General features: G+C 40.6%; 25 protein-coding genes. 18 read left to right on the top strand and 7 right to left on the bottom strand.

What is annotated here, in order from left to right; all coding sequences use genetic code 11:
• Positions 1 to 272: 272 nt before the first annotated feature.
• Both MUCPA_RS34920 and MUCPA_RS34915 read right to left on the bottom strand, forming a co-directional pair.
• A complete protein-coding gene (locus MUCPA_RS34920) occupies positions 273 to 1,487 on the bottom strand; it encodes a pectate lyase family protein (protein ID WP_008513293.1) in 1,215 nt (404 codons plus the stop codon).
• Between the two features lie 571 nt (positions 1,488 to 2,058).
• Positions 2,059 to 2,427, bottom strand: a complete 369-nt coding sequence (locus MUCPA_RS34915; protein WP_008513290.1) for an iron chaperone — start codon at positions 2,425 to 2,427, stop codon at positions 2,059 to 2,061.
• A 231-nt stretch (positions 2,428 to 2,658) separates the two neighbouring features.
• Here MUCPA_RS34915 and MUCPA_RS34910 point away from each other — a divergent pair, with 231 nt between their 5' ends.
• The 4 genes from MUCPA_RS34910 to MUCPA_RS34890 all read left to right on the top strand — a co-directional run bounded on the left by MUCPA_RS34910 (position 2,659) and on the right by MUCPA_RS34890 (position 9,463).
• Positions 2,659 to 5,427 (top strand): DUF5695 domain-containing protein, encoded by a 2,769-nt coding sequence (locus tag MUCPA_RS34910; protein ID WP_008513288.1) that lies wholly within the window; start codon positions 2,659 to 2,661, stop codon positions 5,425 to 5,427.
• 122 nt (positions 5,428 to 5,549) lie between these two features.
• Positions 5,550 to 6,470, top strand: a complete 921-nt coding sequence (locus tag MUCPA_RS34905; RefSeq protein ID WP_008513286.1) for an NADP-dependent oxidoreductase — start codon at positions 5,550 to 5,552, stop codon at positions 6,468 to 6,470.
• 269 nt (positions 6,471 to 6,739) lie between these two features.
• On the top strand, positions 6,740 to 7,495 hold the full coding sequence (locus MUCPA_RS34900) for a hypothetical protein (RefSeq protein WP_008513285.1): 756 nt from the start codon (positions 6,740 to 6,742) through the stop codon (positions 7,493 to 7,495).
• Between the two features lie 453 nt (positions 7,496 to 7,948).
• A complete protein-coding gene (locus tag MUCPA_RS34890; protein ID WP_008513284.1) occupies positions 7,949 to 9,463 on the top strand; it encodes a glycoside hydrolase family 30 protein in 1,515 nt (504 codons plus the stop codon).
• Between the two features lie 83 nt (positions 9,464 to 9,546).
• Here the strand turns inward: MUCPA_RS34890 and nudK are convergent, their stop codons facing one another.
• The 3 genes from nudK to MUCPA_RS34875 all read right to left on the bottom strand — a co-directional run bounded on the left by nudK (position 9,547) and on the right by MUCPA_RS34875 (position 11,116).
• Positions 9,547 to 10,128: a GDP-mannose pyrophosphatase NudK gene (nudK, locus tag MUCPA_RS34885; RefSeq protein WP_008513283.1), complete on the bottom strand. Its 582-nt coding sequence runs from the start codon at positions 10,126 to 10,128 to the stop codon at positions 9,547 to 9,549.
• Complete coding sequence (locus MUCPA_RS34880) at positions 10,109 to 10,474, bottom strand: NUDIX hydrolase (RefSeq protein ID WP_008513282.1); 366 nt, start codon at positions 10,472 to 10,474, stop codon at positions 10,109 to 10,111. Before MUCPA_RS34880 ends, nudK begins: the two co-directional genes overlap by 20 nt.
• A 63-nt stretch (positions 10,475 to 10,537) precedes the next feature.
• Positions 10,538 to 11,116, bottom strand: a complete 579-nt coding sequence (locus MUCPA_RS34875; RefSeq protein WP_008513281.1) for a Crp/Fnr family transcriptional regulator — start codon at positions 11,114 to 11,116, stop codon at positions 10,538 to 10,540.
• A gap of 780 nt (positions 11,117 to 11,896) precedes the next feature.
• Here MUCPA_RS34875 and MUCPA_RS34870 point away from each other — a divergent pair.
• The 10 genes from MUCPA_RS34870 (at position 11,897) to MUCPA_RS34825 (ending at position 19,558) form a co-directional block, all read left to right on the top strand.
• A complete protein-coding gene (locus MUCPA_RS34870) occupies positions 11,897 to 12,370 on the top strand; it encodes a TlpA disulfide reductase family protein (RefSeq protein ID WP_040626851.1) in 474 nt (157 codons plus the stop codon).
• A 61-nt stretch (positions 12,371 to 12,431) separates the two neighbouring features.
• The gene (locus MUCPA_RS38740) at positions 12,432 to 12,800 is read left to right on the top strand and encodes a hypothetical protein (protein WP_050982201.1); all 369 of its coding nucleotides are present in this window, start codon (positions 12,432 to 12,434) and stop codon (positions 12,798 to 12,800) included.
• A gap of 184 nt (positions 12,801 to 12,984) precedes the next feature.
• Positions 12,985 to 13,773, top strand: a complete 789-nt coding sequence (locus MUCPA_RS34860) for an MbnP family protein (RefSeq protein ID WP_157544050.1) — start codon at positions 12,985 to 12,987, stop codon at positions 13,771 to 13,773.
• 5 nt (positions 13,774 to 13,778) lie between these two features.
• Positions 13,779 to 14,873: a cytochrome-c peroxidase gene (locus MUCPA_RS34855; protein ID WP_008513277.1), complete on the top strand. Its 1,095-nt coding sequence runs from the start codon at positions 13,779 to 13,781 to the stop codon at positions 14,871 to 14,873.
• Entirely contained in the window at positions 14,873 to 15,721 is an 849-nt protein-coding gene (locus MUCPA_RS34850) for an MbnP family protein (protein ID WP_008513276.1), read from the top strand. The genes MUCPA_RS34855 and MUCPA_RS34850 overlap by 1 nt, the downstream gene beginning before the upstream one ends.
• Positions 15,722 to 15,727: 6 nt before the next feature.
• Entirely contained in the window at positions 15,728 to 16,777 is a 1,050-nt protein-coding gene (locus tag MUCPA_RS34845; RefSeq protein ID WP_008513275.1) for a cytochrome-c peroxidase, read from the top strand.
• Between the two features lie 9 nt (positions 16,778 to 16,786).
• Positions 16,787 to 17,707 carry a transporter family protein gene (locus MUCPA_RS34840; protein WP_008513274.1) on the top strand — a complete coding sequence of 307 codons (921 nt, stop codon included), beginning with the start codon at positions 16,787 to 16,789 and terminating at the stop codon, positions 17,705 to 17,707.
• 17 nt (positions 17,708 to 17,724) lie between these two features.
• The gene (locus tag MUCPA_RS34835) at positions 17,725 to 18,210 is read left to right on the top strand and encodes a hypothetical protein (protein WP_008513272.1); all 486 of its coding nucleotides are present in this window, start codon (positions 17,725 to 17,727) and stop codon (positions 18,208 to 18,210) included.
• A gap of 2 nt (positions 18,211 to 18,212) precedes the next feature.
• Positions 18,213 to 18,851 carry an SCO family protein gene (locus MUCPA_RS34830; protein ID WP_008513270.1) on the top strand — a complete coding sequence of 213 codons (639 nt, stop codon included), beginning with the start codon at positions 18,213 to 18,215 and terminating at the stop codon, positions 18,849 to 18,851.
• 17 nt (positions 18,852 to 18,868) lie between these two features.
• The gene (locus MUCPA_RS34825) at positions 18,869 to 19,558 is read left to right on the top strand and encodes an SCO family protein (RefSeq protein WP_008513269.1); all 690 of its coding nucleotides are present in this window, start codon (positions 18,869 to 18,871) and stop codon (positions 19,556 to 19,558) included.
• Positions 19,559 to 19,925: 367 nt separating this feature from the next.
• Here the strand turns inward: MUCPA_RS34825 and MUCPA_RS34820 are convergent, their stop codons facing one another.
• Together MUCPA_RS34820 and MUCPA_RS34815 are read right to left on the bottom strand one after the other, a co-directional pair.
• On the bottom strand, positions 19,926 to 21,158 hold the full coding sequence (locus MUCPA_RS34820) for a hypothetical protein (protein ID WP_040626850.1): 1,233 nt from the start codon (positions 21,156 to 21,158) through the stop codon (positions 19,926 to 19,928).
• A complete protein-coding gene (locus tag MUCPA_RS34815; RefSeq protein ID WP_040626848.1) occupies positions 21,152 to 21,502 on the bottom strand; it encodes a hypothetical protein in 351 nt (116 codons plus the stop codon). Before MUCPA_RS34815 ends, MUCPA_RS34820 begins: the two co-directional genes overlap by 7 nt.
• A 198-nt stretch (positions 21,503 to 21,700) precedes the next feature.
• On the opposite strand from MUCPA_RS34815, the gene MUCPA_RS34810 reads away from it, so the two are divergent.
• From MUCPA_RS34810 to MUCPA_RS37400, 4 genes are all read left to right on the top strand, one after another.
• Complete coding sequence (locus MUCPA_RS34810; protein WP_008513267.1) at positions 21,701 to 22,516, top strand: PKD domain-containing protein; 816 nt, start codon at positions 21,701 to 21,703, stop codon at positions 22,514 to 22,516.
• A 45-nt stretch (positions 22,517 to 22,561) separates the two neighbouring features.
• Positions 22,562 to 23,719: a S41 family peptidase gene (locus MUCPA_RS34805; protein ID WP_008513265.1), complete on the top strand. Its 1,158-nt coding sequence runs from the start codon at positions 22,562 to 22,564 to the stop codon at positions 23,717 to 23,719.
• A 77-nt stretch (positions 23,720 to 23,796) separates the two neighbouring features.
• Positions 23,797 to 24,420 (top strand): outer membrane beta-barrel protein, encoded by a 624-nt coding sequence (locus tag MUCPA_RS34800; RefSeq protein ID WP_040626846.1) that lies wholly within the window; start codon positions 23,797 to 23,799, stop codon positions 24,418 to 24,420.
• 272 nt (positions 24,421 to 24,692) lie between these two features.
• Entirely contained in the window at positions 24,693 to 25,079 is a 387-nt protein-coding gene (locus MUCPA_RS37400) for a hypothetical protein (RefSeq protein WP_008513261.1), read from the top strand.
• The last annotated feature ends 66 nt before the right edge of the window (positions 25,080 to 25,145 follow it).

The raw sequence follows: 25,145 nt of genomic DNA, 5'->3' as shown, positions 1-25,145 counted from the left end.
ATTGGACGGCAAGGGATTAGATGATTAGCAACTACAGAAAGCGGAATCATTTAAAAATGGCCTGATAAAAGTTACCGAGGTTATCAAATTAAAGCAATGCTAAACTAATTTTTTTGCCACCTATTAGCCATTTGTAATTTGCCGATTTACTCTTATAAATTACATTTACCCTAATAAAATAAACAAAAAGAGGCTGATCACGATTTGAAGTGATAGCCTCTTTGAATAATTAAGACCTAAAGTAAACCCAAACTATATATTTATCTGTTTAATTAATGCGGCCCTGCCTGGCTTTGTACTGTACTTGGAACAGAGCTGGCGGCAATAACCGAATAAGTATAGGAAACCGGCGTACTACCAGGCCAGGCGGCACCAGATACACCGATGCTACTGGTATTGTAAGTGTTATTTTGCTCACAAAACGTATATGCCGTATGGGTGGCATCATCCAAACCGACCTGATTTGTTTGGTTGGTTTGATAAAAGTAATTACTCTCCGAATAAACTTTGGAGCCGCTACCAATTTGAATAGCATTATACTGACCACTGCCAGACGTGCTGTTATCGAAGTAGTTGTTGTAAAAATGGACATACCCGCGACATAGCGGACGGCCTTTTAATAATGGACCGAACCAATTATGGTGCATAGTGATATGCAGTTTTTGAGAGCCGTATGTATAAGAGTCTGTGTAATTTTGACCTATAACAGCACAGAGCCGCTCATCGGCAAGGGGCTGATAATTACCAACCCAGTTCCAAGACGGATTTGGGCTCATATTTAACCAACTGCTGGTAAAATAAAAGTGACAGTAAGAGATGGTAAGATTATCGGAAAGGAGAGTGGCACACCAAAGATCATCGCTTGTATTATAGATTGCGCAATGATCAAACCAGACGTTGGTACAGCGACGGAAAGAAACACCCAAGTAATTTACACCGGAATGGTTACCGGAAACGCTGATATCTGTTTCGCTTGATGGCAAAGCCTGCAATGCTGGTATATTGCCATAGAAGGTGATGTTTTTGACCAATATATTTTGAATATTAGTACCGCTTGAAAGCAATTCGCCATCAAACTTTAGCTGAATATTTTGCAGAATCGCACCCCCACCGCTGGCCCCTTCAATGGTCGTATTATTCCATGCGGTGGTAGAAAATGTGAACGTTAAAGGCACTGAACCACCATATATATTACCACTGATAATGATATGACGATTGCCGTTGCTAATAGCGGTTTGAAGCTGACTTAAATTGGTGACTGTAACTGCGGCGAGTGAACCTGCACCTGTAGTTGTTGAATACCCGCCACTATTGGTAGTTGCTAAAGTGGCCAGACTGTTAGTTGCGTTAGAAAGACTTAAACTTGGCTTCAAGCTATCATTTGCCGTATCTTTCTTGCAGGCATTAAAAAGCAATAGTGAACACGTCAACATTGCAAGACAAAATAATTTAGTTTGACTTTTCATGAACAAAAAATTTCTTCTCATAGAATTTAAGATTAATGGTTAATTAATTGGTGTTTATTTAATGTTGACAAATGCAGTTTAAAAAACATTCATCAATACAATTGGTGAGTCAAAACTAATGAGAGTGCAAAAAGAGGATGTTCGAAATTTGCTCGAATTTGTTCAAAATTCGGTATATTATTCTGAATGGGACGTTTGACGCATAGATAGTTAGGAAACAGTATGGAGTTATAACACACTGGCAGATAACATTTATTGTTTAACCTGGTAGTTCGGCAACAATGTCCTTGGAACCTACGACACCGTTTAAACGTATTTGTCAACATTAAACAAACCCCAATTTAAGCTAAAGCTTATTTAATCTCTGTTTTTGATGAGATGTTTCTAAATAAACAGGTGCCTGATTTTGAACGCAATCGGGTGCCTGAGGCGCTGGGTTACCAATTTGGTAAATCGTAGATAGTGCAGGTGGGTTGGATACCCAATATCATTACGTGCCGGTTCAAAGCAACTATAAAACAACCTGATTCTAATGTACCGCATCAATTGCAAAAATGCCCCATAGTGCGAACATAAGCTATAGGCGTAAGTATTATTTCTCCCGGCACTCCTCCATTCTAAACCTTGATATTGAAGCTAACAGATCAAAAGGAAAAGGGTGATCTATCGGGAACCTGATGGTTGATTTAGAGATATCGTAAACCGAAAGTTCATCTTTAAAAGTTTCTAAAACTTTACCGGGATGGGGGATGGTAAGTGAATAGTGGTTTTTATATGCCGCGAAATACAGCATTACCCTACCATATGTAAAAGCGGGAATTTGGTAACTTATAGTTTCAAGGGCATCCGGCGCTGTCTTTTGAATGGTATGGCGCACTTTTTCGAGTGTTTCCCTTATCGTTTGCGGAAAGGCGCTGATGTACTCGTCGACTGTTTCAAATTTTACCTTTTTTGCTGACATGGTGTTTAATTTGGTTTACAAAGATAAGTCCTGTAAGATAGATCATGGCGCTCAAAGCCAAGATATTGAAGCGAGGAGTGGGGTTAAGGCAATATTGTAAACCCAGCTATCATTAATGGCTAATAAGTAGCTACCAATAGGCAAATTAATGGTAGCCGCAACGTTACATTTCACTTAGTTTTGATGTTGTTAAAATCCTTCATTACGACATTTTACTCATATCATATCCATATGTTTCCCTTTGTAGCAAAGCAAAAAAAGTTATGTAAAACATTGAATTGTCTATTGGTGATTGCCGGGGGCTTGTTGTGTAGTTCCGAAAGGCTTATAGCACAAGATCCGTGGAAAAATCTGGAATCGAAACCTGCTACCCTGGGGCTTGAAAAAGGCCTTCTCAGTTTTAAAACTCCGGCCTTCCGGCTGCAATTAGTTAAAGCGTCGCAAACCGTAGCGACGCTGCAATCCAATGTCGATACCGTTTTTGATTTTACACCTCACGATCGCCTTAAACTGCGCAGTGGCAACCACATGTATCACCTGGGCGATTTAAATATACGTTTAAGAGAGCAAGGGCAAACCGGGTGGAAAAGCTATTCAACTGCAAGCGGAAGGCAGGAGGTTAGCCCGATAAGTACCGGCGGGAAAAATGTGCTTGCCGCTGCCGATTTAACCAACACCTTACCAGACGGTATGCCGATCCGCGTGGAGCGGTATTGGGAATTAGTTGATGGCCAATTGGTACTGCTTTTTAAACTGAAAAATATCAGTAACCGTGTTGTGGAACTGGGCTCGCTGGGCATCCCCATGATTTTTAATAATATACTTCAGGGTAAAACACTCGAAGACGCACACGCTACTAATGTTTTTTACGATCCCTATATAGGGAAAGATGCCGGGTACCTGCAAGTAACCCGCTTAAACGGGCATGGCCCGGTTTTATTGGTATTACCTTTTAACAAAACGCCTTTTGAAGCTTATAACCCTTTGTTGGACGACCCCACACCGCGTGGGATTGATTTTGAAGGGTTTTACGAATGGATGGTACATAGTAAAGCTTACGCGGAAAATGATTGGAGTAAGGCCGAACCATGGAACAAGCCAACAGCAGTAAGTTTAAATCCCGGAGGCACTACCGAATACGGCGTTAAATTTATACTGGCCGCTTCGCCACAGGATATTGAGCCTACCTTGAAGGTAAATAACAGGCCGGTAGCTATTGGGATACCCGGTTATGTGCTGCCGATGGATGTTGACGCTAAATTATTTTTAAGTTACAGCAAGAAGGTCAGTGCCTTACAGGTAGAGCCGCAAGGAGCATTAACCGTTAAAGCCGTTGCTGATGGCAATGCTACACATCAATTATACCAGGTAAGAGGTAAAATATGGGGCCGCGCCAGGTTAACTATTACCTATCAGGACGGCCTTATTCAAACTGTTAATTATAAAGTAATTAAGCCGGAAGCCGAGGTGTTGAAGGACTACGGGCATTTTTTGACCCACGAGCAATGGTTTGAAAACCAATCAGATCCGTTTGGGCGCGATCAGTCTGTAATCAGCTATGATTATGAAAGCAAGAAACAGGTAACACAAGATAGCCGCGCATGGATACCCGGTTTAAGCGACGAAGGAGGGGCCGGGGGCTGGTTAGGCGCTGTGATGAAAGAGGTGGTGCAGCCTGATAAAGCAGAAATTGCCAGGCTGCAGGTTTTTGTTGGGCATACTATGTGGGGTAACATACAACATAACGAGGGCGAGCAGAAATACGGGGTCAAGAAAAGTGTTTTCTACTACCAACCCAATGAGATGCCGCCCGGAACCTATAGCGATACCATCAACTACAAAACCTGGGCCGCCTGGGATCGTAAAGCCGCTAACGATGTAGGCCGGTCATACAATTACCCGCACGTGGCCGCGGCGCATTGGGCGCTTTACCGCCTGGCGCGTTATCATACCGGCTTAGTTACCGATAAGCCATGGGCATGGTATCTACAAAACGCCTTCCATACTTCAATGGCTATGGTGCAGTTGGCGCCCTATTACGCCCAGTACGGCCAAATGGAGGGGACGGTGTTTTACCTGATCCTGATGGACCTCAAAGCCGAAGGATGGCAAAAGGAAGCCAACGAACTGGAATTGGCAATGAAGGCAAGGGCCGATCATTGGCGCACCTTGCTCTATCCCTTTGGCAGCGAAATGCCCTGGGATTCTACAGGGCAAGAAGAAGTGTACCTTTGGTCGGATTATTTTGGCTATGCAGACAAAGCTGCAACAACCATCAACGCTATTTTTGCCTATATGCCCACCATTCCGCATTGGGGCTATAATGGATCGGCCCGTAGGTATTGGGACTTTTTATATGGGGGAAAACTTTCGCGGATAGAGCGGCAGCTGCATCACTACGGATCAGGTTTAAATGCTATACCTGTTTTATCAGCCTATCGCAAAAAGCTGGGCGATTTGTATATGCTTCGTGTGGGTTACGGTGGTTTAATGGGATCTATCGCTAACATTACACCCGATGGCTTCGGCCCGGCAGCTTTCCATTCTTTCCCTTCCACTTTAAAAATTGACGGCTTATCCGGCGATTATGGGTCTAATTTTTTTGGATACGCTGTTAACAGCGCAGTCTACCTTACCCACGATGCCGATTTGGGCTGGCTTGCCTTTGGCGGAAATCTTACCCAATCAGGCCCATGGGTTAATGTTGCCATAACCAATGGCTCCAGGTCAAAAATTTACATAGCACCGGCGGCGCTTTGGCTTACTTTAAAAGCGGGTACATTTAGTAAAATAGCCTATAACACAACTACAAAAAAGATTTTAGTTTGGCTCGATAGAAAATACGATGATACACCTGTGGCTTACCTTGATGTAAGCCAGTCCCCGGTAAAAACTGGCAGCTATACCGTAGAAAAAAACATAGCAAAGAAAAGAGGAGCATACGTGATTCCATTATTGAATGGATTAAGGCAGGTTACTTTAAGCCCATCAGCTGATTAACCGAGCAAAAAGCCTTCGTATTATTGAATATCTCATTAGTGCTTTTGTGTCACATTGCATAAAAACAAAAATCAGTGGCTGGTTAACCAATAGGAGTTTCTTAGCTTTACAATAAAAACACTATGAAAGCAATACAATTTACAGGATACGGAAATTCGGATGTGATCAAACTAAGTGAGGTGGAGAAACCGGCGCCTAAAGCAAACGAGGTTTTGATCCGTGTTGCGGCTACAACCGTTAACCCAATGGAAATAAAGGTACGATCTGGCTTCTTTAAAAATCAGATACCCATCAATTTTCCATATACCCCGGGAGCAGATGCCGCTGGAACCGTAGAGGCTATTGGCAATGAAGTAAGCAGGATAAAAGTAGGAGATAAAGTATTTGCGAGTACGTTTGGTGGTACTTATGCCGAATATGTAGCCATTAAAGCCGACCAGGTAGCTGCCATTCCAACTGGCCTGAACTTTAACGAAGCTGCCGCGCTGGCTATCCCACTGGTAACGGCTTATACCTTTTTGATAGAGGAGGGTAATGTACAGGCCGGGCAAAAAATATTGATTCATGGGGCTGCTGGTGCGGTAGGCGGTATCATGGTACAAATGGCCAAAGCCCTTGGTGCCTATGTTATCGGCACAGCCTCTGGCAACGGGGTAGACTTGGTTAAGGCACTTGGGGCCGATGAAATAATTGACTATAAAAAACAGGATTTTACCCAACTGGTGAAAGATGCTGATGTAGTGATAGATTTAGTTGGCGGTGAAACCCAGGTTAAATCATTTGATGTAGTGAAAAAGGGCGGCTTATTACTCAGCGCCGTAATGCCCCCGTCTGCTGAACTGGCAGCGCAAAAGGGAATATCGGCCCGGTTTGCATCCTCTGAGGCATCCTATAAAAAATTGGAATATGGAAGGCAGCTGGTAGAACAAGGAAAAATAAAAACGGAGATTGCCCAGGTTTTGAAATTAGAGGAAGCCGCGGCAGCCCAGGATCTTGTTTCTAAAGGCGGACTTAACGGCAAGGTGGTTTTGGCTGTTGACTGAAAAGCAATATGATATTTGATTAAATGACAGGCGGTGGCATCTTGTGACTAAGTACCCATGACTTACAATTAGTTTTGTTGTGTAAACAGACTGACCCTCCGGATGCGTAAATTGAATTATAGGGTTTGGCCTGTTTACTACACGAACTTCTTTTCAGGCTGCGTTGCGCCCAGTAAGTTAATCAGCTTGAGGTGGACATTTTTGTGTTCTATATATTGATATCGGTAATATTTCATATATATTTGAATCACATATCAAACTACCTTAAAATGAAACCTATATCCTTATTATCAAAGTATGCTTTTGGCGTATTTTTAATCAGTTCGGTAATTATATCGTGTAAAAAGGGTGCCGAACAAACAAAAAATAGCAGTGCTGGTTATGGCAATATTTCCTATTTTGCTAAAGCCTCAGTCTCGGCGGGTGGCAAAACAGTCGCCAGTATTAAAAGCTTAGCCCTGTCTGACAGCGCAGCAACTACAGTGGTTGTCGATTGGGCCTCGGCATCCGTTTATGTAGAAAAGATTTCGTTTGTTGGGCAGAGTGACAATCTGCTGGATACTACGATAACGATAGAAAAAAAGCTGAATATTTTTAACGCAGATGCTCTTGCGGGGGTATTTCAATTACCTGCAGGCTCTTACAAAAATGTGCAAGTAAAAATGTTCTGTAAAAAATCCGCAAAATCCGACCTTGCCTTCAATCTTAGAGGGACGTTTACCAATACAAAAGGAGGAACAGACAGCGTTTTGGTTGCAAGTTCTTTACCCTTTGAAGCTAACATTGCCGTTACCGACATCGTCATTGTTCCTGCTGACAAATATAAAATAACTTTCAACTTCGACCTCAGTAAAGTACTAACGGGAATTACGAACAGAATGCTGGAAACAGCCAAAAGTAACGTTGGTAAAGATAATAAGAGGACCTATATTATTTGGAAGGGCGGATCTGCTGAAGAACCATTTTTCAACCAGGTGATAGCCAACTGGCAAACTGTCGCGAGCGTTGTAGTTAACAAAGAATAACGAGCTGATCCCGCGCTCAGAGTGCGAATAAAGTCGGCCTATCCTGCGCCTTTAAACCCGGTATTGGAGAGCGCCTTCATGGTTATATAGTAATAAAGGCGGCTAATTAGGTCGCCTTTATTACTTTTTGAATTAAATAAAAGAGGGATCAACCCTTTGGCTTTCAATGGATGCACCACTTAAGTGGTTACCATGCTATCAAATGGGTGAGGAACACGGTGATGATGGGTTTGACGAACCATCCAGAAATATTTCAACTTCAAACTGCAATTCAAGCAAACTGTCCGTAGATCGCCTTAAATTATTTGATCTGCAAAAAGTAAGATTAAATATCATTAGGCAAGAAACAGTAAATTAAAAGCTAAAATATGGGTAGAATACCTATTGCAATAGACGTAGATTTGAAATATAGTCTGAACTAAGCCAGCTATAAATAAACCGAATATAAATTTTATGCCTAAAGCCAAATTTCACCAGGCTAACACCTTAATAATTTATAATATGATACCGTTTGTGTTTTTTAAAAATCTTCAGCAATTGTTATTGAAGAAGATGAACTTAAAAGTGCTTTTGGTAATTCCCACTATTATTTTATCGGAAACAGTAAGCGCCCAGAAGATAAATTGGATTTCGTCAACTGTTGACAAGCATTGGGTAGAGAATAAAAAATTAAGCTTTAATAACAACGACACAGCTCAAGCCGATATAGTGATCAACCCCGATCAAAAAAAACAGCAAATGGAGGGCTTCGGAGCCTGCTTTAACGAAAAAGGCTGGGAGGTGTTGCAGGGCCTTCCTTCTAATAAAAAAGATGAAATTCTCAGAAATCTGTTTTTAAAAGAAGGCGCCAATTTTACTCTTTGCAGAATACCCGTCGCTTCAAATGATTATTCTTTCAGCTATTATTCCTTTGATGATGTTCCTGGCGACTTTAAAATGCGAAACTTCAACATCGACCGGGATCGCTATATTTTAATACCCTATATCAAAGCCGCATTAGCGCTTCAACCTGAATTGAAAATCTGGGCGTCTCCGTGGAGCCCTCCTGCCTGGATGAAAGTAAATAACCACTATTCGATGAATGCAGGAGGCCCTGAACAATATGCTTCTGACATGGCTCCCGAAAGGCATATCGGTAACAACGCAACGGCTTTTAAAATGGAAGATCAATATTTAAATGCCTATAGCCTTTATTTATCCAAATTTATCCAGGCGTATAAAAACGAGGGTATTAAAATCGGCAGGTTATGTGTTCAAAATGAAATCGTCTATACGCCGCAGTGGCCAAGCTGTACCTGGCGACCGGAGGATTTGGCCTATTTTATAGGTAAATTTATTGGCCCCCAATTCAAATCGGAACAGATAGCTACAGAAATTTGGCTCGGTACAGTCAACACATCTGATGCAAATTATACAAGAACCGTATTGAATGATAAAAATGCGGCATCGTTCATCCGTGGTATTGGTTTTCAATGGGATGCTAAGCATCAAATTAAAACAATACATCATGAGTTTCCAGATATGCCCATTATGCAAACGGAATCCGAATGTGGCAATGGTGAAAACAATTGGGGATCATTAGAATACACATGGTCATTAATTCACCATTATATAAGCAATGGCGCCAGCAGCTATATGTACTGGAATATGGTTCTTGATGAAACCGGCAGAAGTAGCTGGGGATGGGTCCAGAATGCCCTGATATCAGTAAACAAGCGCAGCGGCGAAATTAAATATAACCCAGAATTTTATTTGATGAAACACCTTAGCCATTATGTATTGCCCGGATCGTATTTGCTAAAGTCTTCTGCTCAAAAGGATCATCTCGCATTCCTTGACCCTAACGGAAATAAAGTACTGATGATCATGAATGCGGAAGAAAAAAACAAAAATGTGAAAATCATATCGAACGGAAAGTCTGTTGTTATAAGCCTTTTACCCAAATCAATGAATACATTGGTTTGGTAGCCAATTTAAAAACTGTTGATATACAATCTTCAATGCAGGAAATCGCAAATCATTTTCCATCTATTCCAGCATTGTAAGGCTCCTTAGAGAATTTTCTTCAGCCTAAGATACTGCAGTAACATGATGGTTTTGCCATCTTTAATCTCACCCGTGTCAATCATTTTTAAAGCGGAATCAAACATCATTTCCAAAACTTCAATATCCTCCTGTTCATGTGCAAGCCCTCCGCCATCACTTACCTTCATATCGCTTGCATATTCCGCAATAAAAAAATGCAAGATTTCTGTAACAGAACCTGGCGACATATAGGCTTCAAATATCTTTTCGACCCTGGAAATATGGTAACCTGTCTCTTCTTCTGTTTCTCTTTTGATGCACGCTTCTGCATTATCCAGCTCTAAAAGGCCCGCACAACTTTCAATGAGCATGCCTGTAGGATTGCCATTGATATAAGACGGCAGCCGGAACTGTTTGGTCAGAATAACAGATCTTAATTCCCTATTATATAATAATATGGTAGCGCCATTTCCCCTGTCATAGGCTTCCCTGCTTTGTGTTCGCCATGTACCATCTTTCAATAAACAATCATAGGTGATTTTTCGAAGCGTGTACCAATTATCGGACAGTATCTCCGTTTTTAAAATCCTAATGTTGTCCGTTTGCATCGGGTACCTCATCCAATTGATAATAAACTTTTAAGCCTCTTTCTGTGGCAATTCTAACATCTTCATCTGCTCCCTTAGAAATACCCTGAATACGGAATACAGCATCGCACTTTTCCAAAAGGCGGTGGGCGGCAGGATATTGGATTGCTTCCCAAGCCTCATCGCCGGTTTGGGTGGAGCCAGCCAGCTTAATCAGTGGCAAAGCAACCCATTCCCCAATCATTGGAACATGTCCTTTCCTGAATAATGGCAATGCAACCGCTTCCAGCCGGTCTAAATTTTTTCGCATTAATTCGGGGTTATCATCGGTGCCGCTTCTATACGGTCCTGCAATTAATATGAGCATAGTTTATATATCCTTAATTTTTGCTAAGTAAAGTAATGGCCTTTAGTAAAAAAATAAGGTATATTAAGTTTTCTTGTTTTTTTTGATGGCACTTAAAAACTCGGGGGTAATTCCTAAATAGGATGCAATCTGTTTTTGAGCTACAAGTTTGGCAATGTGAGGATATTTAATTAAAAAACTCTCATAACGCTCCTCAGCGGTTAAGGACAGGTTTTCAATTACTCTTAATTGCTCCCTGGTGTAAGCATTTTGCATCAGTATCCTAAAAAATCTCTCAAATTTGGGTACCTTATAAAATAGTTTTTCAAGGTGTTCTTTGCTCAGCTGAATGATGCCACTATCCTCTAAAGCTTCGATGTACATCATGGCAGGCTTGCCATTTAAAAAGCAATACATATCTGTTACCCACCAATCCGGTGCTGCAAACATAATTGTTGACTCCCTTCCTTCTTTATCTAAATGATAGGCCCGTAATACGCCGCTGTGAACATAGTTGATGTATTTGCAATTTTCACCAGATTTCAAAAGCAACGTTTTTTTGGTTACGTTTTTAAACTTGATCAGTGATAGAAAAAGGGTAGTTTCCTCTTCGTTCAGATCAATGTGCTTCAGGATATTTTTAAGGATCAATTCATGGCTCATGGATCAAAAATAACATCTTCCCAGTGTTATAACTCTATTTATTCGTTGCAAATAGACGGCCTGTATAATCATTGAAAACAATTCAATCTTAGATAACCACAATTTAAGCCATGAAACTACCCCGTAATCTGGCGATCCTTTCGTGGGGGTATTTGACATTTTCCAATAAAAAAGCCTCACGCTTTTAGCATGAGGCTTTTTTTTTTCTGGCGGAGAGCTATGGTTCAGAACCTTACCTCTTATGTGCTTATTATCAGTAATTTACATTTTAAAAAGTTCCTTACTCTACGAATGACGCATTCAGCAAGTTTACTCTAATTGTTAAGGCAAATATAGCTAATTTCCGTGTGTTTCAAAAATCTTTTAAATTTTCAGCACTCTAATTTATTTGATTAATTTCATTAAAAGGTTCGGGATCCTTCATTTCAATATAGCTTTGATTTATAAATAGTTAACCGGAATTTGACGCATTGTCAACTATCAGGAAATATCGTAAACGATAAGATTCATGAATTTTATCTGATATGTTTTGTATCAAAAAATCAGTATAGTCAATTTATAAGAAATTGCAAACCTGTGGTTGTTTTACCTTTAACATGCGTCTTAATTTTTACATTGTTAGTTGTAAAGTTATTATTCATAATTTGAATGTATTCAAGAATTCAATACTCTCTTTTAATTAATGAATGTTCAGATGTCTTCGCTTATAAAGTTTAGTGGACTAAAGATCAATTGAATTACTGAAAATTCAACAATTTGCGTAGAATTGCACTATTAAATATGAGACAGTTAGTCCTTTTGTTGTTTAGTGCTGCGACTTCAATGTTAGGTTATGCGCAACAAGTAAAGATTATAACTTCCAATCAACTAAATTCCCGATTTAAAAAAGGTGAGGATACAACCTATGTCGTGAATTTTTGGGCAACCTGGTGTTCACCTTGCATTAAAGAACTTCCATCCTTTGAAAAATTAAAAAAGCACAACTTTATAAAACCGGTTAGGGTTATTTTGGTCAGTACTGATCTAAGAAAAAAGGATTTAAGTTATATCAGTGCATTTGTTAAAAAATATCATCTAACAGATGATCTCTACCTGCTAGATGAGGAGCCAGCCGATTATCTATCTGCGATCAGCAGCAAATGGACCGGGTCATTACCGGCTACATTGATTATCAAACCCCGTAAAAACAACCGCGCCTTTTATAATAGGCCGCTTAGTTACGAGGAACTGGTTTCAATTATTGACGCGGATTGACTTAATTAATAAATAATTCAACTTGCGCCCTACTTTGTAAACACTTAGCTTTGCACCGGATATGCGAAACCGGATAACAGCTTTCTGTTTACTTGCAGCGTTGATCAGTTCTTACTGTTCAACGTATTTTGTTTATGCAGGTTTCAAGGTTAACCAAAAGTATATCACTGAAACCCTTTGTATCAATAAATCCAGGCCCTGGATGCATTGTAACGGTCACTGCTACCTGATGAAAAAGCTGAAGCAGACGGAAGAAAAGGAAAAGAAACAAGAACAACAGGAGCAAAAAAGCCGCTATCAGGAAAATTTACCTGCCGAACCTGTAACACTTACTTTCATTGCCGAAGTTATCAAAGCGGAATACCCACCGTCATTAACGCCCGGTATAACTGACCGGCCCTCCACTATTTTTCAGCCTCCGCGCGCGTAAGTAACATGCGCTGTTGACCTCCCCTGTATTTTTTGCGCGGGCAGGCTAACCATGCGCGCGCTCCACATTTATTATCAAGCATTTATTATTACTTACACAGGTATGCCTTGTTTGGGCGTACCTCATTTCACCGATTTTTACGTGAAGCTGCAAATGCATGCTTCCGCTATTATACTTATTCATCATGAAAAAATTTTTATCGATCATATCAATATCAGCCATCCTATTTACTTCTTGCTCTAAAAACAACGATGTAAAACCCGTTGAAGTTCCTGAGACAGCCGGCAAAGCAACCCTTACATTTGATGCCGTAGCAGGCGCTTCGGACTTCGCGTTAAATAAGGATTTTACCGCCAGCGGTAAGACCTGGAATTTCACCCAATTAAGGTATTGGGTGAGCAACGTTGTGCTGATAAACGACAAGGGCGAAGAGTACAAAGTTCCGAATTCCTATTACCTGATGGAAGAAAACAATCCCGCTGAGACCAACAGTGCTTATGTCTATCCGGCCAATAAACGGGAAAGCATCAATCTGACGGATATCCCGGCGGGCGATTATAAGTCTGTTAAATTCTCGGTAGGCGTAGATACCAAATACAACAGTAACCTGAGCTTACAAGCCGGTGAGCTTTCCCAACTGAACGGTATGACCAATGTTTCCTGGATGTGGGCGACCACATATATTTTCTCTTCCCTGAAAGGAAAAGTAACGGAAGGTACTACTGTCAAAACCATTGCCGTAGAAACCGGACTGGATGCCAATTACAAATCAGTAACACTGGCTTTACCGTCAACTTTACATATCGGATCAAGTAAGTCATCAACCATTTCATTGAATACTGATGTGACCAAGATCACCGATGGCGTGGATATTATGGCTACGCCGACCATAGGCGCTTCACAGGCAACCGTGATGGCTTCGGTAGCAACCAATTATTCTACCAAAGTATTCACTGTAAAATCGGTTAACTAAGCGTGATGACCGGCGCTAACGCATACCCGCGTTTTGCCGCCATGCTGCTGCTTATCGGATCGCTGGCAATCTCTTCCTGTAAAAAGGACGAGGTTGCCGGTACTGATCCGGTCGTTACAATGCACCCGGCCGTTTTGGCCGTACCGGCTAATTTTCCGGCGGTGGTGAACGATCCGGATAACCCGCTGACAAAAGAAGGCATCGCATTAGGCAGAATGTTATTTTATGATACCCGGCTTTCGGGGCTCAACAAGCTTTCCTGTGCCTCGTGCCACCGGCAGGATCTCGCTTTCAGCGATGGCCTGGCACTGAGCAATATCGGGGAATCCGGTAATACCATGGAGCGCCATTCACCGGCACTGATCAACCTGGCCTGGGCAAATAATGGCCTGTTCTGGGATGGTGGATCGACCAACCTGGAGTCTCAGGCCTTTGGCCCGCTGAGCAGCGCGGACGAGATGCACCAGAACCTATATGAACTGGAAGCGGAACTGAAAGCGGTACCTGACTACGTGCAACGTTTTAAGACCGTGTTTAACAGCGAGGTCAAATCAGCGGCTATCGTTAAAGCTCTGGCACAATTTGAACAGACACTGATCTCAGGCAACAGCAAATATGACCGGTATAGCCGGAAAGAAAACGGCACAAGCCTGAATGGTGAGGAACAACTGGGTTTATCACTTTTCAACACTAAATGCCGCAGCTGCCATGCCGGTGAATTGTTTACAGACAACGGCTATCATAATAATGGCATTGACAACGACTTCAGTAATGATGCTTTTGAAAGGATCTTTATGGGCCGTTTCCGCATCACCAATAACCCGGCCGACCTGGGCAAGTTCAAAACGCCCACCTTGCGCAATATTATGCTGACCGCGCCATATATGCATGACGGCCGCTTCAAGACCATCGGTGAAGTGTTGGCGCATTACCATAACGGCATAAAAGTTTCGCCGACAACCGATCCGCTGCTTTACCAGAATGGCGGGCAGGCAGGCGTTCCGATGACCGGCCCGGAAATGCAGGCGATAAAAGCTTTTTTAGCTACGCTGACCGACACAGATTTTATACAGGATACCAAACTTAGTAAACCCAACTGATGAAAACATTCAAATATCATTACTTGCTCATTGCCGGCTTTATGCTGGTTCTTTTAAGCTGCTCTAAAAAATCGGACGTAACGCCGGATTTCGTGGAAACCAACCTGGCGCCTTTTTCGGTGGAGTTTGACAATATTGTCGGCGACCGTACCCTTTCGCTGGATAATACCACCAGCTTGTACACCAATGCCGCCGGGGAGAAATTCTCGCTGTCCATGCTGCAATACTACATCAGCAATATCAAGGTAAGCACGGCTGACGGTAAAACCTATACCGTCAAACAGGACAGCAGCTATTTCCTGATCAAAAGCTCTGATAAGGCGACCCGATTCGCCAAAGTAAAGGTGCCCGAAGGTGACTATACCAAGTTAACCTTTACCCTGGGCATAGACAGCTTGCGCAGTACCATGGATATCAGTAAACGGACGGGTATTCTTGACCCCGCGGCCACCGGCGACCATGATTCGGGCGGCATGTACTGGGGCTGGAACGCAGGTTATATTTTCTTCCGTATGGAAGGCAACTCCAGTGTTATTTCGGATGATGTGAATGGTGACCCTACCGGTAAGAAGCAATTCAAGTATCATATCGGCGGTTTTGGCGGCTATGTTGCTCCAACCATTAATAATATCAAAACCATCACCATTGACCTGACCACGGCCGGTATCGCCAAAGTACGCAGGGACCGTCAAAGCAATGTGCACCTGTTTGTCGATGCCATGAAAGTGTTTAACGGTAAAAATGCTTTCAGTATCGCGGCCCATCCGAATGTGATGTTCAGTGATTACAGCGTAAATATCGCGGCTAACCTGACCGAAATGTTCAGGCATGACCACACCGAAAATTAGATCAAAATGAAGAAAAAAGCATTTTGGATAGTAATGGGCGGTTTCACCCTGTTTATGTACGCCTGTAAAAAGGAAGCACAGATCAAAGAAGTGGTCAACTCGTTTTTAGGTTTTCAGAAACCGGCCAATTTTCCCGAACCGGTCTATAAACTGGAAAACAATAAAGTGACCGAGGCGGGATTTCTACTGGGGCGCAGCTTATTTTATGAGCCACGGTTATCGAGGAACAATACTGTTTCCTGCGGCTCCTGCCATATCCAGTCCTCCGGCTTCACGCAGCACGGGCATGATGTGAGCCATGGCATAGATGATCGTTTGGGCACCCGTAATTCACCACCGATCATGAACCTGGCCTGGAACAAAGCCTTTATGTGGGGCGGCGGGGTTTATGACCTCGATCTGCAGCCCATCGTGCCGATCACCACGCATGAGGAAATGGACGAAAACTTAGAGAACGTCATGGGCAAACTGCGGTTAGTGAGTAAATATCCCGCGATGTTCAAGGCCGCTTTTGGCAGCGAAGAGATCAATACAGCAAGATTCATGAAGGCACTGTCGCAATTTATGGTGATGTGTATCAGCGCCAATTCAAAATACGATAAAGTGATGCGCAAGGAAGGCGGACAAAGCTTTACGGCTGACGAACAGGCGGGTTATGCTTTATTCCAGGCCAAATGCAGTAGTTGTCATAAAGAGCCTTTATTTACCGATGGTTCTTTCCGTAATAACGGGTTGGCACCCTCACCGATCAACGACCAGGGGTTGTATACCGCTACCTTGCAACAAACAGATCGCTTCAAATTTAAAGTGCCGAGTTTGCGTAACCTGAGTTATACCGCCCCTTACATGCATGACGGACGATTCCTGACACTTAGCGGTGTCTTCGACCATTATAATGGTGAAGTGCAGCCTACTGTTAACCTCGATCCTTTGCTACGGCAAAATGGTAAGCTGGGTATGCCGCTTTCAGCGGATGACTGTAGTAAACTAACTGCATTTTTGAAAACCCTGGACGATGCGGACTTCGTCACCCGCAAAGACCTGGCTGAACAATAATTAATCAACATGAAAAAATATATTATCCTGCTTTTCCTTTCGGCCATGACCTACCCGGTGCTGGCCTGCGATATCTGCGGCTGCGGTGTCGGCAGTTATTACCTCGGTATCCTGCCGGAGTACCAGAAACGCTTTATCGGAATACGGTATCAGCACAAGACCCTGATGACGCATTTAGGCCCTTTCGGCGAACGGACGCCGATCACCTCGGATGAAACCTACCAGAGCATGGAGGTATGGGGCGGCTGGAATATCGGCAAAAAATTCCGGGTACTGGCTTTTGTGCCTTTTAACTTTAATGACCGCGTGGCACAGACCGGCAACGGTTCGAAAACAGGCCTGGGCGATATCGCTGTAATGGGGTATTATAACCTGTTCAGTCACCGCTCAACGATCAGCAATAAGCTGCTGGTTCAATCGCTGTGGATCGGCGGGGGCATCAAAGCACCTACCGGAAAATATGAACCGGGCGAACGTCTTTTGGTCAATGAATCGCCCAATAACTTCCAGCTGGGAACTGCCAGTACCGATTTTACCCTGAACGCTGCTTATGATGTACGGCTGATGGACTTCGGCATTAACGTTAATGCCAATTACAAGATCAATACGAACAACAAGTACGATTATCGTTACGGAAATAAGTTAACCGCAAATGCGCTGGCTTACTATAAGATCCGTTTGTTCAACAAGGTAACGGTCGCTCCTAATGCAGGCGTATTGTACGAAACTTCAGAAAAGGATATGGAAAGCAACAAATATCCGGTGGATGTTTCGGGCGGGCATGTTCTATCCGTAATCGGCGGACTGGAGGCTAACTTCAGTCGTTTTTCAGCAGGGGCAAACTACCAGGATGTTGCTGCGCAGCATCTGGCTAATAATCGGGTAAGTGCGGGTAATCGCCTGATGGTACATTTCTCAGTCGCCTTTTAACTTAAAATCAAATTATCATGAAAAAACTTATCAAATTATTTTTTTGCTTTACCGGCCTGGCGCTTTCCGCCTGCCAGAACGACCCTGATTACAAAGCCGTACGGCAGCAGGTGCTGGACCAGCATGACAAGATCATGATGGACGGCGAAAAAGCCATGACTTTTAAAATGAAACTGGATACACTGGCCATGTCTGCCCTGGCTAAATTTAAACAACAGCAACCATCACTGGACACAACTGCCGAGCTACAGCAACTTAAGACTTTAAGCAAAAAGCTAAATGATGCAGATGAACGTATGAACGACTGGATGCATAATTTCAAGACGGATGTCGATGGGAAAACAAACGCAGAAGCGGTCAGCTATTTTAACGGGGAACAAGTTAAGATCAGGCAACTGGACAGTATCTATAAAATGGTCTTAAAAGAGTCAGCCGATTACCTGAAAAGATTTAATGTCAAAACTGATACTTCAATGAAAACTATGGACCATATGAAAATGTAATCATGAAAAAACAAATTTGTTACCTGGCCGGTGTATTGCTGATCGCTGCCTGTCATTCGGCCCCCAAAGAATTGCCCATATTAGGCCCGCGAGAGGCGGTTCAAAAAACGGTGAATGGCAAAACCGTCACAGATACGGTCTACCAGACGATCCCAGCCTTTAAGTTCCTTAATCAGGATAGCGCGATGATCGATAATCATACTTTTGACGGCAAGATCTATGTAGCTGATTTCTTTTTTACCTCCTGTCCGACGATCTGCCCGGTCATGCACCGGAACCTGCTGAAAGTATATGAAAAATATAAAGGGCACCAGGAAGTGATGTTGTTATCCCATAGCATTGATTTTAAGTATGATATCCCGCATGTGCTGAAAAAATACGCGGATAAACTGGGGATTACCGGAACGCAGTGGGAGTTTGTCCATGGCAGCAAGGAAGCTGTTTATACACTGGCGCAAAAGAACTACCTTGTATCGGTTGCACAGGATGCCGGACAACCCGGTGGCTATGTTCACCAGGGATACCTCGTACTGATCGATAAAGAAAAGCGGGTTCGCGGAGCTTATGACGGTACAGATGAAAAACAGGTAGAACAAATGATGAAAGATATGGATACCTTGTTGTCAGCCTATACCCATTAACTTATTTGAATAGCGTAATGAGACCAAATAACTTGAAAAAAAAGAAGGAAGATAAGCGCCGGGGCTTGCGCATAACCGCGGGTACCCTGATCCTGATCGCTGTCATTGCGGTAATATGGTCAAGCAGCAACGTTAAGCCTCCGAGACTGCCATTCCTTGGGGATCCGGTTTATAAAAAGAAAAATACTGCTCAAGGACCAAAAACAGATACGATCTATCCGATAATTCCACCTTTTTCCTTTACAGATCAGCAACGGCAACCTGTGAGCAACAGTACCTATAAGGGACATATTTATATAGCTGATTTTTTCTTCACTTCCTGCCCGACGATCTGCCCTGTTATGAGCCGTAACCTTAAAAAGGTTTATGACCATTACGCCGATGTGCCCGGGCTAATGTTCCTGTCACATACCATTGACCCTAAGTTTGACACACCTGATGTATTGAACCGGTATGCAGAGAAACTCGGCGCGGACAGCAAACGCTGGCATTTTGTAACCGGCCCCAAAGAGGTTATTTATCAACTGGCAGAAAATGGCTATTACTCACATGCAGAAAAAGATGATGCTGAAAAAGGCGGCTTTATACATAGTGGGGCGTTTATTCTGATCGACAAACTGGGCCGTATGCGCGGTATGTATGACGGCACCAACGATTCTGAAGTTGGTCAATTGATCAGAGATATCAAAGTACTCTTAACAGAATAATGATTTATGCCACCTTTGTTATAAATTAAAAAAAGTACAATGCTATTTGTCTGCTGATCTCGCTCATCGTTACAGTTTTTAACAGCTTTTTGTATATGCTGGTTTTAAGGTATATCTCAGAACATACATTATCTTGCTTGCACTTGCAAGCTATATGACGTTTTTTATTGTTAGACTAGTTTAATACCCTATCAGAATTCTTTATAATTTAATTAAATACTGATTGCGCCTCACCAATTATCTGAATGCGTGTACTATTAAATGTGTTATTTTTTTAAGAATTTGTGTTTCTTATTAGTATTCTGTGCATATATAAAAATTGCCCTGCATAAATCAATATGCAGGGCAAAAATACATTCCTATTGGGTTAATTTAATTTTGTTTTTACAGATCTGATTATAGTGTAAGGAGATCCATTATTGGGGGGAGTAACTTTGATGGTATATCTTATAATAGCATTATTATACTGGAGTTTGTTAGGAGCTATATATCCTGGTGTAAGACCAACTGCTGAAAACTTTACCTGTAAGGTATTAAGATTAGTTACATCAACAGCAAAGTATTCAGTACCTAATATATTTTCCTCTCCGCTGTAAGTGCTTGTTGGAGCGTTCGAAGATGCAGAACCGTCATTTAATATGGTTTGTTGTGGATTTGTGTATTTTAAATATGACGAATGTGGTATCAATAGATCCTGACGAATAATTTGAACAGTAGCTCCATTATTTGTCAGTTCTGGATTTATGTTTAGAACTGTAGGAACTGACTTGGTAAAAGTATGTGTATATGTCTGTCTGTCCAAATGTTGGGGGAATGGAAGAGGTCCATAAAGAAAAGCCATACTTGTACGAGCCACGTTAAACGTTAATTTGGGATTACTTCCAAAATTAAATACCCCTAATACTTTGTTGTAAGCAGGTACATAACCTGGCCCATTTTGGCTATTTTGTGATCCAGGAATAATTAAGGTAGTGCTTGTGATGCCAGAACTGCTGGAAAAACTTCCTGATAAATTAAGATTTGATTGCAATTTAAGGTCGACCATTTGTGGGCTAGAAGATGTGCCGCCAATGATGGCGCTAATTAATCCTGTAACAGCACCTGTTAAGCCACCTTTAAGGCCACCTATAACTGCTTCAACAATATTTGACTTGTTTGCCTTAACTCCATTTAGGCTGGATAATCCTGCTGCATATAAAGTACCTTTTGCTGCATTATTGAGTAATCCACTAGGATTGAAGCCTCCTGACGAACCCGTACCGACTGTACCCGTAAGAGTTCCATTTGACTCACCATTTAAAGTTACATTACTCACACTAGTCGAAGCTAGATTCCAAACAAAGTTCAAGTTTTGATAAGAAATATTAGGTATATTCGAATCATAAGCTGTTTCAAATTGACTAATAAACCATGCGCCTGAAGATTGCAATCCATACTTATTTACCCTTGTTACAGAATTAATGACAGTGTCTACGTTTGCAATTGGATTATTGAAATTGACAATTGATGACACTGAATTTCCAGCTATTGCTAAGCCATCCGTTAAGTAAGTTGAGGGAACAGGTGTCCCCGCTGGCAAATAAATATAAAATCTTAACACCCCGTTGTATTTATTATATAATGAAAAAAACGAAGTGAGGATGATTGATTGCTTGAAAAGGTATTATATACCAGTGACCATCCATCCGCTTTCTTATAATCGAAAGCTAATTCGGGTGCAAATAGTTGATTTGATCCGGACGCCCAAGGCACTAAAATTGGAGATTCTCCGCTTGGAGTCGGCATGTAGTCCGTATTCTCCCAATCCAATGGAAATGCCGGAATTGCAGCTTGAATTGGGTTTTTAGTTTTGATGGTTAATCCGCCATCATTTTTTTTACATCCTGTCAGAATAATGATTGACAGAATAATTAATAATGTAGAAAATGTAATTTTTTGTTTCATTTTTGTGATAATTATAAAAGTTAAAGAATTTTTGTTATTCGCCCCGGAGGCTAATTTATAATATTTTAATTAACTATCAATTAAATTAAGCAATTTTATATCATATATGTAATTATAGGTTATTTTTTAATGTCATAATACGCAAAAGAAAAATATAACTTTATCAATCCGATTAACTAATTTTATAAATAAATTTTTATGAATAAACATAATCTTATCCCATTAATAGTGATAATCTTCCTAGTTTTTTCGTCTTGTAATAAAAAGAATGATAGTCCTGATAAAAAGCCAAATACGCAATTTGGCATATTTCAGTTGGCGGGAAATCCTGCACAATTTTCTGTTGATACAACATCGAACTACTTTGCTTCTACAGATGAAGAAATTGTTACAAGAAATCTAACAGAAGGAGCAAAAACATTCATTTGGGATTTTGGTGATGGTAGTACGTCGACAGAGCTATCACCTAGACATATATATGCTAAATCAGGCAAATATTCTCTCAAATTAACGGCAATTAACAAGGATAATGTAAATAATGTCAAGGTTAAAACGGTCAATGTTACTGAGAAAGTGCTTACTTTAATTAGGATTTCCTCACTTAATTTTAATTCCGGTTTTATTGATCAATTGTCTTGGCCAGCTGATCAACGTGCAAATGTGTATGTGGAAGTTAAGGAGCTTCAAAATAATATTTTTCCTGAATATACAAACCTTAGTTATAATGGTGAAGTGATTTATAAATCTGACCTTTTGAAAAATATTACAGTAAAAGATGTTCCTATAGTTATAAATGTCAATTCAGGTAAAACTATCAGTAAATTAAAACTGTTGAATGGCAGATACGGATTCAATATTCATGTGATTGATTCTTCCGGTACTGACCATATAATTAGTTCTAATTGGGGATCGGGAGTTATATTAAGTTACCAGACACTCATCTTAGAAAAAAAATTCCTTATACAAACTCAATTCAACGGTGTATCAGTAAACTTTGAATGCAATGATAGATAATGCCATGTTTTTACTGCTGATCAATACATTCAAGATGATTAGTTTATGACTATTAGGCAAAGTTATTACATATTTATTCTACTGCTTTTTATAGCTGGAGGTTGTAAAAAAAACACCCCAATAAAACCGTCTAAACAGTACAAAAATTTTTCTGAAGTTTTTGAAGGATTCGTTAGCAATATGGCCAAACGTTATATGTTTTGGGATAGGGAAAATGTTGAATTGGATGACATCAAATCTAAATACTCGCCACTTTTTGCGGAACTCAATATCCATGATCCTAAAGATATAGCGAAAAGCGTGAATTATTTTCATGATATATCGAAAAATTTGGTTGATAATCATTTTCAAATCAATTTTTTAGTAAGTCCAGTTAGAGGCAGAATTATTTTTCCCTCGTCTGAAAGAAAACTGTCCGATATAGGAATTATTTTTCCTTACACAGATGTCGTTTGTAATTACCTGGATCCTGGGTATAAACTATCGCATTTTTCACTTTTTTCAGCCTCAAATGACAAATTAGATCTACTTACTGGATTGATTAACGGTAATATCATTTACTTACGTTTTAACGCCTTTAATATTCAAAGAGCAATAAATTCCAGTGAAGAAATAAATCAAACCTTTCAACAATTTCTTGCTTATTTGAAAGAAACACAATTTAAACCATATGCTCTTGTTATTGATGTTAGGCAAAATAGAGGAGGAGATTTGTCTGATCTATCTTTTTTAGCGGGGTATATAGTCGCTAAAGACGTAAAATTTGGGTATTACAGAACTAAGAATGGTGCAAATCCATTAGACTATACTGAATGGATTGATGCACGATTATTAGCACGCAATTCAATCGCGCCGAACATATCGAAAATTGTTCTGTTAACAGACAGAAATACGGCATCGGCTGCTGAGTCTTTAATCTTCTATTTTAAAAGTTTTCCTAATACCACAATAATTGGAGAAACTACTTGGGGAGCAACAGGTTTATTGACTGACCCAAATATGTTTAATACCGGAAATTTTGAGTTGCCTGGATTTATGTCAGTACAAATGACATCTGTATCCTTTAAGTATTTAGACGGCCGTTCGTATGAAAATCAAGGTATTGAGCCTAACTTGGTTATTCCCACGGATGTTAAATCTCTTAAAGCAGGAAAAGATCCTCAAATAGAAGCTGCGATTAAATTCATAAATTCCAGTAATTAAGTAAAACGAAATTGAAAGTATTCACGCTATTTTATTTAGTTCTGTTTTGTCTCATTCCGTGTAAATTATACTCGCAAATGCTTTTCGGCGTAAAATATGGTATAGTATATGAATCTGTTTCTAAGTTTTATGATAAGGAGAATTTTAAATCCTTATCGTTACCAGGAGCGCACTTGGGATTATTTGTATCACCCAAATCACCCTTTACCAACGTACGGTACGTCATTGGATTAAATTATTCTAAAAGACTATATAAAATATTGAACAAGAACAATCTTGATATTTCTAATACCTATAGTTCGACTTTTTTTGAAATACCAATTAACATACAATATAAAATCATCACAAAAAAGCTTTATTTTGATTTTAATCTCGGTCCTACATTTAGTTGTTGGAAATCTTATTCAATCAAGCAAAGCATTCCTGATATCTATAATACAAACATTACTAAAGATAATCAAGAAATTGTTACTATAAAAAACAATGTGATCAATATTGAACTTAATGGAGCAAAATATAATCGTTTGCAAATCGGAGCTTCTGCCGGAGTAGGATTTGGACGGAGGATTGATAAGCGAATCGATATCTTAGCAGATGTGAATTTGCAAAAAAGCTTATCTGGACAACTTAAAAATAGTCAATATCAAAGAAAAAGCAGCCTCCTTTTACTTGATTTGGGTGTGATATATAGCATTTATTAAAACAGTTATTAGAATTATTATCCCATAGTAGACGTTATAAACTACTTATAAGAATATGCAACGCACCCACTTCTGCAAACTATAATAACTTCATTTCTTTCATTGCGTTATTCTAAAATCTTTTACAAGCATTTTGTCATCGATATTTAAATAAATAAGTATTAAACAATGCAACAAAGTAACGATAAATAAGGTCTATTTACAATCATTCTAAATAAATACAATACTTTCCTGAAAGAGCTTTAACGGCTTATATTTTATAACTTTGCAAAATGTTTCGCCAGGCAACCATATTTCTTCTGATCCTGACCACGCTTACGGCGAACTGTTCCCGCTTTTTTGTTATAGCCGGGTTTGAACTCAATAAGAAATATATCGTTAGCAACCTCTGCGAGAACAGGAACAGGCCTTATCTGCATTGTAACGGTAAGTGTTATTTCATGAAGAAAATCAGGCAATCCGAAGAAAACGAAAAAAAAGAAGCGGCGAAAGATAACCTGAACCGCCTGGAGGTTTCGTTTTTCTATGAAACGTTTAAGTTATCTTTTCCCGAACCGGTACTTTTAACCGGCATTGAACAATATTTTCCGGTATATACCTATCAGTATACCAGCCGCTATCTTTCAACCATCTTCAGACCGCCTAAGCAGGCCGCTTAATTACCATTCATTTAATGCTTCGTTAACGGTTTTATAAATTCCGTGCGATCAACCTATTTATTAAGC

Origin of the sequence: Mucilaginibacter paludis DSM 18603 (assembly GCF_000166195.2) — a bacterium.
Taxonomy (GTDB): Bacteria; Bacteroidota; Bacteroidia; order Sphingobacteriales; family Sphingobacteriaceae; genus Mucilaginibacter; species Mucilaginibacter paludis.
Note: the sequence above shows the minus strand (reverse complement) of the source record. Positions and strands in the feature narration are given on the sequence as shown.

Coding starts and splice junctions, on each gene's coding strand:
- MUCPA_RS34840 (WP_008513274.1), top strand. CDS start 16,787: ATGAAAAAATATATTATCCTGCTTTTCCTTTCGGCCATGACCTACCCG.
- MUCPA_RS34805 (WP_008513265.1), top strand. CDS start 22,562: ATGACTATTAGGCAAAGTTATTACATATTTATTCTACTGCTTTTTATA.
- MUCPA_RS34905 (WP_008513286.1), top strand. CDS start 5,550: ATGAAAGCAATACAATTTACAGGATACGGAAATTCGGATGTGATCAAA.
- MUCPA_RS37400 (WP_008513261.1), top strand. CDS start 24,693: ATGTTTCGCCAGGCAACCATATTTCTTCTGATCCTGACCACGCTTACG.
- nudK (WP_008513283.1), bottom strand. CDS start 10,128: ATGCAAACGGACAACATTAGGATTTTAAAAACGGAGATACTGTCCGAT.
- MUCPA_RS34800 (WP_040626846.1), top strand. CDS start 23,797: ATGCTTTTCGGCGTAAAATATGGTATAGTATATGAATCTGTTTCTAAG.
- MUCPA_RS34910 (WP_008513288.1), top strand. CDS start 2,659: ATGTTTCCCTTTGTAGCAAAGCAAAAAAAGTTATGTAAAACATTGAAT.
- MUCPA_RS34880 (WP_008513282.1), bottom strand. CDS start 10,474: ATGCTCATATTAATTGCAGGACCGTATAGAAGCGGCACCGATGATAAC.
- MUCPA_RS34835 (WP_008513272.1), top strand. CDS start 17,725: ATGAAAAAACTTATCAAATTATTTTTTTGCTTTACCGGCCTGGCGCTT.
- MUCPA_RS34920 (WP_008513293.1), bottom strand. CDS start 1,487: ATGAGAAGAAATTTTTTGTTCATGAAAAGTCAAACTAAATTATTTTGT.
- MUCPA_RS34855 (WP_008513277.1), top strand. CDS start 13,779: ATGACCGGCGCTAACGCATACCCGCGTTTTGCCGCCATGCTGCTGCTT.
- MUCPA_RS34815 (WP_040626848.1), bottom strand. CDS start 21,502: ATGAAACAAAAAATTACATTTTCTACATTATTAATTATTCTGTCAATC.
- MUCPA_RS34900 (WP_008513285.1), top strand. CDS start 6,740: ATGAAACCTATATCCTTATTATCAAAGTATGCTTTTGGCGTATTTTTA.
- MUCPA_RS34825 (WP_008513269.1), top strand. CDS start 18,869: ATGAGACCAAATAACTTGAAAAAAAAGAAGGAAGATAAGCGCCGGGGC.
- MUCPA_RS34915 (WP_008513290.1), bottom strand. CDS start 2,427: ATGTCAGCAAAAAAGGTAAAATTTGAAACAGTCGACGAGTACATCAGC.
- MUCPA_RS38740 (WP_050982201.1), top strand. CDS start 12,432: ATGCGAAACCGGATAACAGCTTTCTGTTTACTTGCAGCGTTGATCAGT.
- MUCPA_RS34890 (WP_008513284.1), top strand. CDS start 7,949: ATGCCTAAAGCCAAATTTCACCAGGCTAACACCTTAATAATTTATAAT.
- MUCPA_RS34875 (WP_008513281.1), bottom strand. CDS start 11,116: ATGAGCCATGAATTGATCCTTAAAAATATCCTGAAGCACATTGATCTG.
- MUCPA_RS34850 (WP_008513276.1), top strand. CDS start 14,873: ATGAAAACATTCAAATATCATTACTTGCTCATTGCCGGCTTTATGCTG.
- MUCPA_RS34860 (WP_157544050.1), top strand. CDS start 12,985: ATGAAAAAATTTTTATCGATCATATCAATATCAGCCATCCTATTTACT.
- MUCPA_RS34810 (WP_008513267.1), top strand. CDS start 21,701: ATGAATAAACATAATCTTATCCCATTAATAGTGATAATCTTCCTAGTT.
- MUCPA_RS34870 (WP_040626851.1), top strand. CDS start 11,897: ATGAGACAGTTAGTCCTTTTGTTGTTTAGTGCTGCGACTTCAATGTTA.
- MUCPA_RS34830 (WP_008513270.1), top strand. CDS start 18,213: ATGAAAAAACAAATTTGTTACCTGGCCGGTGTATTGCTGATCGCTGCC.
- MUCPA_RS34845 (WP_008513275.1), top strand. CDS start 15,728: ATGAAGAAAAAAGCATTTTGGATAGTAATGGGCGGTTTCACCCTGTTT.